Here is a 1,739-nt window from a genome sequence, read left to right on the forward strand (position 1 = left end):
GATTGGAACGGGAACAGCGACAACTGCGATTAGAGCTTAAACTGCTGGCGGAAGTGGGCATTATTGGTTTGCCCAATGCGGGGAAATCCACCCTCATTGCGGCTTTATCGGCGGCTCGCCCTAAAATTGCCGATTATCCCTTTACTACCCTGGTACCTAATTTGGGGGTGGTGCGAAAACCGACGGGGGATGGCACCGTTTTTGCTGATATTCCAGGGCTAATTGAAGGGGCGGCGGCGGGCATTGGCCTGGGGCACGAATTTCTGCGCCATATTGAACGGACTCGTTTACTGCTCCATGTGTTGGATGTGACTGCTGGGGACCCGATCGCCAATTTTCGAGTCATAGAACAGGAGTTGGCCGCCTATGGCCGGGGACTGATGGAAAAACCCCAAATCATTGCCCTGAATAAAATTGATGCCCTGGACGAAGAAATGATCAGGGAAATTGAAGCGGAATTACAACGATTCAGCGATGCCCCCTGTTTGCACATTTCGGCGGCCACCCGTAGAGGCTTGGATGACTTGATGCAACTGGTGTGGCAATGGCTCGATGAAATGGCCGCGGCGGACGCAGAAGCCCAAAGGTTGCTGGAGCTGGAATTACAGGCCCAGGCGGAACTGAATAACCCTTTCAACTCTGACGTACCCATTGACGGGGTAACTTACTCAAGCTAAAAGGGAAAGAAAGGTAAAGAATTGTAAACCTAGTTGATCATCCGAGAAAATCCCATGAGTGAAGAACTACAACCGAACCAAACCCCCGTGCAGGAAGACCCCAAATTTGGCTTCAACAACTATGCAGAAAAGCTGAATGGCCGGGCCGCCATGGTGGGATTTCTACTCATTTTGGTGATTGAATATTTCACTAACCAGGGGGTTCTGGCCTGGTTGGGACTACGGTAATCGGTTGGGACAATTGACCCATATCTACGGCTACCATGATTGATGCACCAAACTAAATCGACTTAATTTACCGCCCAAAAGTTAAAAATTAGTTAAAAATTGTCCTTCATGCCCCGGAGCTTGCCAAATACCCGCGCTGGCTCCGTCAGTCCCATCCGAGCTTGAATAGTTGGATCGTCCCACCGCAGAAATGGATTGGTGCTTTTTTCTGTGCCTAACCAAGACGGTACGGTGGCCTGTCCCCGTTGGCGATCGCCTTGCACTGTTTGGAATCGTTCCTGGAGGTCGCCATTGTTGGGATCAACGGTGAGGGCAAATTTGAGATTACCTAGGGTATATTCGTGGGCGCACCACAGCCGAGTTTGATCCGGTAATTGTCGTAATTTGCCAATGGATTGCACCATCTGGGCCGGGGTTCCTTCAAATAAACGGCCACAGCCCCCGGCAAAAATAGTGTCGCCGCAAAATAAATCCCCTGTAGTTGCCCCGGTTCCAGGAGCAAAGTAATAGGCAATGTGGGCCCTGGTATGTCCGGGGACAAAATAGACTGTTGCTTCCCTGCCAGCAAACTTCAGGTGATCGCCATCTTGGAGAAAAATCGTTTGGCCGGGAATGCGCCCTTCGTCTTCTGCCCCGCCGTAAATTTCTAGGTTTGGATATTGGGCTAATAATTCCCGATTAGCCCCTACATGGTCCCAGTGATGATGGGTGTTGTAAATGGCGACTAAATCAGCCCCCAATTTTTGTAGGTATTCCAATACAGGTTTAGCTACCGCTGGATCTACCACTGCGGCCTGATTTTTCTGGCGATGGTGGAGTAGGAAAATATAGTTA

3 protein-coding genes are annotated in these 1,739 nt (G+C 50.3%); 2 read left to right on the top strand and 1 reads right to left on the bottom strand.

The genetic code is table 11. From position 1 onward, the window contains the following. A partial coding sequence (locus IQ219_RS19420) for a GTPase (protein WP_194073701.1) occupies positions 1-677 on the top strand: 677 nt, incomplete at its 5' end. Between the two features lie 54 nt (positions 678-731). After that, positions 732-905, top strand: a complete 174-nt coding sequence (locus IQ219_RS19425; RefSeq protein WP_010871578.1) for a chlorophyll a/b-binding protein — start codon at positions 732-734, stop codon at positions 903-905. Between the two features lie 92 nt (positions 906-997). Here the strand turns inward: IQ219_RS19425 and gloB are convergent. Further along, a partial coding sequence (gene gloB / locus IQ219_RS19430; protein ID WP_194073702.1) for a hydroxyacylglutathione hydrolase occupies positions 998-1,739 on the bottom strand: 742 nt, incomplete at its 5' end.

Source organism: Synechocystis sp. LEGE 06083, assembly GCF_015207725.1.
Lineage (GTDB): Bacteria > Cyanobacteriota > Cyanobacteriia > Cyanobacteriales > Microcystaceae > Synechocystis > Synechocystis salina.

Excerpts from the sequence above, each read along its gene's own strand:
- IQ219_RS19425 (WP_010871578.1), top strand. The coding sequence starts at position 732 with ATGAGTGAAGAACTACAACCGAACCAAACCCCCGTGCAGGAAGACCCC.